Annotated in this window: 7 protein-coding genes; 1 reads left to right on the top strand and 6 read right to left on the bottom strand. The window is 60.1% G+C overall.

Annotation, left to right across the window (positions count from 1 at the left end; genetic code table 11):
• The 6 genes from OQK_RS23540 to OQK_RS23515 form a co-directional block, all read right to left on the bottom strand.
• A partial coding sequence (locus tag OQK_RS23540; protein WP_016774572.1) for an SDR family oxidoreductase occupies positions 1-707 on the bottom strand: 707 nt, incomplete at its 3' end.
• A gap of 33 nt (positions 708-740) precedes the next feature.
• Positions 741-1,445, bottom strand: coding sequence for an ABC transporter ATP-binding protein (locus tag OQK_RS23535; RefSeq protein ID WP_016774571.1), 705 nt, complete (start codon positions 1,443-1,445; stop codon positions 741-743).
• Positions 1,438-3,219 (bottom strand): branched-chain amino acid ABC transporter ATP-binding protein/permease, encoded by a 1,782-nt coding sequence (locus OQK_RS23530; protein ID WP_016774570.1) that lies wholly within the window; start codon positions 3,217-3,219, stop codon positions 1,438-1,440. The genes OQK_RS23535 and OQK_RS23530 overlap by 8 nt, the downstream gene beginning before the upstream one ends.
• 11 nt (positions 3,220-3,230) lie before the next feature.
• Complete coding sequence (locus OQK_RS23525; RefSeq protein ID WP_016774569.1) at positions 3,231-4,106, bottom strand: branched-chain amino acid ABC transporter permease; 876 nt, start codon at positions 4,104-4,106, stop codon at positions 3,231-3,233.
• 77 nt (positions 4,107-4,183) lie between these two features.
• Positions 4,184-5,431, bottom strand: coding sequence for an ABC transporter substrate-binding protein (locus tag OQK_RS23520; RefSeq protein ID WP_016774568.1), 1,248 nt, complete (start codon positions 5,429-5,431; stop codon positions 4,184-4,186).
• A gap of 202 nt (positions 5,432-5,633) precedes the next feature.
• Positions 5,634-6,539: a LysR family transcriptional regulator gene (locus OQK_RS23515; RefSeq protein ID WP_016774567.1), complete on the bottom strand. Its 906-nt coding sequence runs from the start codon at positions 6,537-6,539 to the stop codon at positions 5,634-5,636.
• 118 nt (positions 6,540-6,657) lie between these two features.
• Between OQK_RS23515 and OQK_RS23510 the strand changes: the two genes are divergently transcribed.
• The coding region (locus tag OQK_RS23510) for an alpha/beta hydrolase (RefSeq protein ID WP_016774566.1) at positions 6,658-7,569 on the top strand (912 nt) is incomplete at its 3' end.

Below are 7,569 nucleotides of genomic sequence, written 5' to 3'. Positions count from 1 at the left end.
GACGTGAGAAAACACGCCGCCCTCGCCACCTCAAGCGGTGTGCCCAGCCTGCGCAGCGGTGTCTCGTCGACCACGGCTTGATTGGCCTGGGCTGATACGGTCTTGAGCAATGGCGTTTCGATTCGTCCCGGTGCCAGCGCATTGGCGGTGATACCGAACGGCCCGAGTTCGCCGGCCAGGTGGCGGGTAAAGCCGATGATTGCGGCTTTAGTCGCACTGTAGTGCGCTGCGACAATCGGCAAGAACGCGCTGCCCGCCACCGAAGACATATTGACGATGCGCCCGAACCGGCGCTCGACCATGCCGGGCGCGAGCACTCGCACCAGGTTGAAGGAGCCATTGAGGTTGATATCGACCACCCGCAGCCACTCATCCGGCGCCATGGTCCAGATCGGCGCGGGTGCGCCGTGGTGTTTGGGCGAAATGCCGGCGTTGTTGATCAGGGTATCGATGGGGCCGAGCTCACCTTGCAAGCGCTCGCAGGCAGCAGCGCAGTCTTGAAAACTCGCGACATCAGCCTGCGCCCACGCGACCGCAAAACCCGCATCACGCAACGCCACGCCCTGCTGTTGCACCTTGTCGGCATCGGCATCGAGCAGCGCCACGGCTGCACCTTCTTCGCAATACAACCGCGCGATCGCCGCACCGATGCCGCCCCCGGCGCCGGTGACCAATACGGTGCGCCCGGCGTGTCTGGAATGAGTCATGACCTTCTCTCGCTTGCAGATGAATGGACTGGGTCAGAGCCCCAGATAAGCACGCTTGACGTGCGGGTTCTCCAGCAGTTCCTGGCCGGTGCCGCTGAGCACCACCTCGCCGTTCTCCAGCACGTAACCGCGATGAGCAATGCGCAGCGTATGAACGATGTTCTGCTCGACGATCAACACGGTGGTGCCCAACTGGAGAATCCTGTCGATGATCTCGAAGACCTGCGATACCAGCAGCGGCGACAGGCCCAGCGACGGCTCATCAAACATCAACAATTTCGGCTCGGCCATCAGGCCCCGGGCGATGGCAACCATTTGTTGTTCGCCGCCCGACAGTGTCCCGGCGTTCTGATCAAGGCGTTCGCGCACCCTCGGAAACAGATCGAGAATATTGTCCAGACGCTGCCTGTAGCCCGCTCGTGCACTGCGTTTGTAAGCGCCCATCAAGAGGTTGTCGCGCACGCTGATGAAGGGAAACAACTGGCGCCCCTCCGGTATCAGTGTCAGGCCCGCGTCGACAATCTGATCGGGGCGATTGCCATCGATGCGCTGGCCTTCGAATTCGATCGTGCCTTGGGACGGTGTGACGATGCCGCACAAGCTGCGCAGGGTCGTGGTTTTGCCGGCGCCGTTGGCGCCGACGATGGTCACCACCTCACCGGCATTGACCTCGAACGACACGCCACGAAGAATCTCCGTACCGCCATAGCCGCTGTGGACGTTGTCGAGTTTAAGCATGGCTGTACTCCTTGCCGAGGTAGGCTTCGATCACCTGAGGATCGTTGATCACATCGTGAGGCGCGCCCTGCATCAGCAGCGTGCCGGAACTGATCACGACGATGCGGTCAGAAAGGCTCATGGTGGCTTGCATCAAGTGCTCGATCATCAACACGCTGACACCCGAATCACGCACCCGGCGAATGACTGCGATCGCCTTGGCAACATCCGTCGGGTTGAGGCCGGCCATGACCTCGTCGAGCAGCAGGATGCGCGGGCGCGTCGCCAGGGCGCGGGCCATTTCCAGGCGCTTCATGCCGCCGACCGTCAAGTTGCGCGCCCGGGTGTCGAGCAGCGCGGTGAGTTCGGTCAGCTCGGCGACTTGCTCGGCGATCGCCCTCGCCTCCTTCGCGTCGGCGGTGTGCATGAATGCACCGAGCATGATGTTTTCGCAGACACTCAAATCAGCGAATGGCTGGACGATCTGAAAGGTCCGGCCAATGCCTGCCCTGGCGAACTCGGCCGGGCTGCTCGGGGTGACCCAATCGCCATTGAGCAGGCGAACTTTCACTTGGCCTTTGGACGGCAGGAGAAATCCGGAGAGCTGGTTGAACACCGTAGTTTTGCCGGCGCCGTTCGGGCCGATCACACCCACGATTTCGCCTTCGGCCAAGCTCAGCGAAACATCGTTGGTGGCGTGCAGTCCGCCAAAGAACTTGTGCAGGTTTTCTGCGACCAGAACCGGCTCACCGTGCGTGGCCGAGTGGGCTTGCGCCAAGGTCGGCCCGATCGGTGCTTCTGTATTTGCCATCGAACGACGGCCGCCGGGCAATGAGTCGATCCAGGCAAATATCCGGGCCCCAAAACGCCCCACCACGCCTTGCGGAATAGTCAGCACCACCGCGACCAGCACGATGCCATAGACCAGACCGTGCACACCGCTGCCCAGATCGCCCAGCCAGCCGCGTGCCAGTTCAGCCAGCGGCAGCACCAGCAAAGTGCCGATCAGCGGTCCCGATACCGTGCCCAGTCCACCAATCAACGCGAACATGGCGATCTGAATCGACATCTCCAGAGAAAACATCGAGCCGGGTTCGATGAAGGTCAGGTACATCGCGTGAAAGCTGCCGACCAGGCTGGTGATAAATGCGGACAACACCACGGCGATCAGCTTGACCTTGACCGAGTTCACGCCCACCGCATGGGCGGCGTCTTCACGTTCACGCACGGCGATCAGGTAATAACCCAGTCGGGAATTCTTGATCTTCCACGACACCGCCAATGTGATGAGCAGAAACGCGAAGGCGATCAGCAGGTACGGCCAGCGCGGGCGGAACAACATCCACTCGAAACCGAGCTTCAGCGGTACGCCCAGCCCTGCCGCACCACCGGTCACGTCATGCTGATTGATCGCCACCAGACGCACGACCTCCAGCACCGCAATGGTCGCCAAGGCAAAAAACGGCCCGCGCAATCTGAAGCATGGCCAACTGATCAGCACCGCGACAATCGACGACAGGATTGCGCCAGCGAACATGCCGATCCATGGACTGATGCCCAGTTTCATCATCAACAGCGTCGTCGTGTAAGCGCCCACTCCATAGAACACGGCATGCCCCAACGACAGCTGGCCGGCAAACCCGCCGACGATGTTCCAGGCACTGGCCAGTGCCGCATAACTGCATATGAGGATGAACAGGTGATAAACGAACGGCGAGCCAACGCTCAATGGAATGATCAGTAACAGCGCCAGGGCCAGTGCACTGACATAGACACGCGGGTGCAAAATATTCATGACCATTTTCCTCACTCAGACCCGCGACCGGCGCCGAAAAGACCTGTCGGACGAAACACCAGGATGCCCAGGAAAATCGTGAAATAGACGACCTCCTTGAGGTCCGGCGCGATGTAGTAACCGGCGAGACTGTCGACGATGCCGATCAGCATTGAACCGATCAGTGCGCCGGACAGGCTGCCCAGGCCGCCCAGCACCACAATCACAAACGCCGTCAGCACGAAGAACGTGCCAACGGTTGGAAAGACCGGATATTGCGGAGCGATCAGTCCCGAGGCGACGCCCAGGCAGGCGCAACCCAGGCCGAAGGCAAACACATAGATGTTCTTGACGTTGACGCCCATCAGTTGCGCCGCGTTGCGATGCTGTGCAGTAGCGCGCACGGCCCGGCCGAGAAAGGTGTTCTGCAAAAACCAGTGCAGCCCCGCGACCAGTGCGAGCGACGCGACAAAAGTGATCAACTGACCGCTGCTGACGCGAAAGGCGCCAAAGCTGACGGTTGTGGTACCGACGTTGATGTTCTTCACCGTCATGACGTCGGCACCGAAGATCAGCAACGCGCCGTTCATCAGGGCAATCGAGACGCCCACGGTGGCGAAAATCTGGATATGTCCCTCAGCGCCAAGCAACGGCTGAATGATGAAACGCTGCATTGCCGCACCAGCGGCAAACAACAGGATCGTCGCAGGAATGATCGCCATATACGGGTGGATGCCGAAGTGCGAATTCAGCAAGTACACGGCATACAGGCCGATCATCAGAAACTCGCCATGGGCGAAGTTGACCACTCGCACGATGCCGAAAATCAGAGTCAGGCCGATGCTGATGATGGCCAACGTGCCACCGAGCAATAAGCCGTTCAACAGGAGCTGGATGAAAATTTCCACGGTTGGCGCCCTCTTTGCGAGCGAACGAACCCGTGAAGCTCAATGATCAAGCTTCAGCAGATTGCGGGGTTCAGGTATCAGGGTTGGTCGGAAAAACGCGCTTGGGCAACGGCGGCTGCCTGGGGGTAAACGGTTTTCAGCAGTCCGTTCTGCCACTGCATGATTGCCGTATTGGCGCGCTGGTTCTGGCCGTTCTTGCCAAACCTGGCACCGATGCCGGCAGCCGTACCGCCGAGAGGAATATCGATGGTTGCCACCGAGGCACGGATCGCATCGGCGTCCAGCGAAGTACTGTTTTCCATGGCATCGAGGAATATCTTCGCCCCGACATAGTTGATCAGGCTGTGGCCCGAGCGCGGTTCGCTGCCGTAGCGATCCTTGTATGCCTTGGCGAACGCACCGATACCGGGAGCGCCGTTTTCATTGGTCTGGAACTGTGGGAAATCGACATCGAGCACGCCTTCCATATTGGCTGCGCCGACGACCTTGACCGTGTCCTGCATGGAATAGCCGCCGCCGGCACCGATAACGGCTTTGGGTCTGAAACCGGCTTCGCGGATCTGGCGGAAAAACAGCGTCGTGTCGTTCTGATAACTGGTCTGCAATACCACATCCGCCTGAGCGCCTTTCAAACGCAGGATCAGCGATGAGAGATCGACGGCTTTGGCCGAATACGGTAGTACCTCGACCACATTCAGACCTTGCTCCTGAGCGATTTTTTTCTGAAACCCGGCGATGGTCGTACCGTACAGCGCATCCTCGTGGATGATCGCGACTTTCAATTGTTTCGGATCGACCTTGAGCGACGGGCTGACAATGTCCGTGATGGCGGTGATGGTGCCCTCGGCAAAATTCCTGGCGGTCGGGTTGCTGCGCATCACGTAGCTAAGATCACGCTCAGTGATGTGGTCGGACACCGCACCCAATTCGAAAAACGGCACCCCCGCCATCTCCGTCACCTGCGTGGCCGCAAATGACAGCGCCGAGGAATAGCTGCCAAATACAGCAGTGACGTTCTCAACAGAGGTGAGCCGGCGCGCGGCACCGACCGCTTGTCCCGCATCGACTGCGTCGGCCTTGAGCAATTTGATCGGCTCGCCCTTCAAACCGCCCGAAGCATTTCGTTCGGCGACGGCCAGTTCGAGGCCACGGAAGCTCTCGTCGCCCAGCAACGCCAGGGATCCACTCAGGGGATAAAGCGCACCGATCCTGATGTCCGCGAGCGCGGCGACCGGGGTGGACAGGCAAAGCAGGATGCCGGCAGCTTTCAGCCAGCTTTTCGCGGTAGCCGCCACGGCCACGGCTTCCTCTTGAGCGAGTCTCATTGGATTCATCTCCCGCAGATATTGTTTTTATTGTTCCTTCAAATGATCCGTGCCGAGCACAGACATCGTCGGATTACAGTGGCGATGACACGCAAGTTTCTGCGCCACTGTTTGCAAGAGTACGGCTCGCCAAGATTGGCTGGATATAGCTGAAAAAGCACACCTGCTGTGAATTTGCGGCACAGCTCCTATGGCGGGCTGATCAGTCCCAAGGCGCCGGTGACCACGCTTCCACCAGCCTGTCGATAAACAGCCGAATCTTCGGCGACAGGTGTCGCTTGCTCGGGTAAATCACCCGGATCGGCTCGGCAGCCTCGGCGTACCCAGCGAGCAACTGCACGAGCTTGCCACTGCGCAGGTCATCGTTGACCACATAGGATGGCAACGTCGCGATACCGAGGCCTGCCGCAGTCGCCTGATGCAAGGCTTCGGCGCTGTCCATTTGCAGCCGTCCGGCATGAATGACCGGCACAGGCTGACCATTGACGCGAAAATTCCACGGCAGCAATCGGCCACCGCTGACGAAGTGCAGGCACGCATGCCCGGCGAGATCTTCGGGTGTCTGCGGTGCCGGATGTTCTTTCAGATAATCGGGCGAGGCACAGGTGATCATTTGCTGGTAAGCCACCGTGCGCGTGAGTAGTCCGGAGTCTTCCTTGGGCGGACCGATGCGAATCGCCAGATCGAAACCCTCGTCGATCAGGTCGACCAGCCGATCGGAAAACGTCGCGTCGATGGCGAGCGACGGCCAGTCTCTCAAGCAGCGCTCGATGTGCTGCACAACGTGCAGCCGGCCCAGTGCTACTGGCAGGCTCATGCGCAAGCGGCCGCTGGGCGTCGAACGGCGGAACGCCAAAGCCTCTTCGACCTCGTCCAGATCCTGCAAGATGCCCACACATCGCTCATACAGCACCCGACCATCGTCGGTCAGGCTCAGGCTGCGGGTGGTGCGGTTGAGCAGGCGGACCTGCAAACGCGATTCAAGCCGCACGATCGATTTACCAACGGCCGAGCGGGTCAGCCCGAGTTGCCTGGCAGCCGCCGTAAAACTTCCGGTATCCACCGAGGCGACGAAGGCGGCGATGTCGTTCAGGTTATGCAGTTCCATGAGGCCTCCGGGTTTGGCATTCAGGCGGCTTGGCACCGGTTATGGGGAACCCTATTCCCCAATCATGAGCATACCATCTCGATTAGTTAAGCCATCACTAACGTCTGATCGAGGTCATATGAACACTGAAGTAAAAGCAGCTGTACAAACCTGGGCCAACAGCCTCAGCGATCTGGTGCCCGTGCTGAAGGGTATCGATACCACCACTAAGATGAGCGACATCCGCGATGCCTACGCAAAAATGCTCGGGCAGAATCAACCACCGGCTGGCGTGAGATTTGAAGCAGTCGACATGGGCGGCGTGCCCGCTACGCTGGTGACTCCGGATGAACTCAAGACCGACGCGGTGCTGATGTACATCCACGGCGGCGCCTACATCGTCGGTCGACCTGACGGCTACCACGGCATCGGCGGCAACTACGCAAAAATGCTTGGCGCGCGGGTGTACATGCCGGATTACCGCCTCGCACCCGAGCATCAGTTCCCCGCCCCCATCGATGACACTTTGCGCGCCTATGAGTGGTTGCTTGAGCAGAACATCGCCGCCAGCAAGATTGCCTTCGCAGGCGAGTCGGCGGGTGGCGCGATGGTGGTCAGCGTGATGGTCGCGGCAAAATCCAAAGGCTTGCCCTTGCCCGCAGTGGGTTCGTCCATCTCGCCATGGGCCAACCTCGAACACACCGGCGTCTCCATGAGCAATCGTGAAGGCCTTGATCCGCTGAACTCCAAGCCCGTGCTGGATATCCTCGCGCGAGCCTTTCTCGGCGACACCTTGGCCAACCATCCGCTGGCGTCGCCGGTGTTCGCCGACGTCACCGGACTGCCACCGATTCTGGTGCAGATCGGCGAAAACGAACTGATGCTCAGTGACGCCATGCGTCTGGCCAATCACCTGGCGGACAACCGCGTCCGGGTCAATCTTGAAGTGTGGCCCGGCATGTTTCACGCTTGGCATTTCTACGCGGGCATGCTGGCCGAGGGGCAGCAGGCGCTGGAGAGTTCGGTGCGGTTTATCGAGGCGGGGTTGATT

The sequence above is a fragment of the Pseudomonas sp. R62 genome, assembly GCF_000257605.1.
GTDB lineage: Bacteria > Pseudomonadota > Gammaproteobacteria > Pseudomonadales > Pseudomonadaceae > Aquipseudomonas > Aquipseudomonas atacamensis.
The sequence above is the reverse complement of the archived record's forward strand: the minus strand, read 5'-3'. Positions and strand labels throughout refer to the sequence as shown.

Coding starts and splice junctions, on each gene's coding strand:
- OQK_RS23515 (WP_016774567.1), bottom strand. CDS start 6,539: ATGGAACTGCATAACCTGAACGACATCGCCGCCTTCGTCGCCTCGGTG.
- OQK_RS23535 (WP_016774571.1), bottom strand. CDS start 1,445: ATGCTTAAACTCGACAACGTCCACAGCGGCTATGGCGGTACGGAGATT.
- OQK_RS23530 (WP_016774570.1), bottom strand. CDS start 3,219: ATGAATATTTTGCACCCGCGTGTCTATGTCAGTGCACTGGCCCTGGCG.
- OQK_RS23520 (WP_016774568.1), bottom strand. CDS start 5,431: ATGAGACTCGCTCAAGAGGAAGCCGTGGCCGTGGCGGCTACCGCGAAA.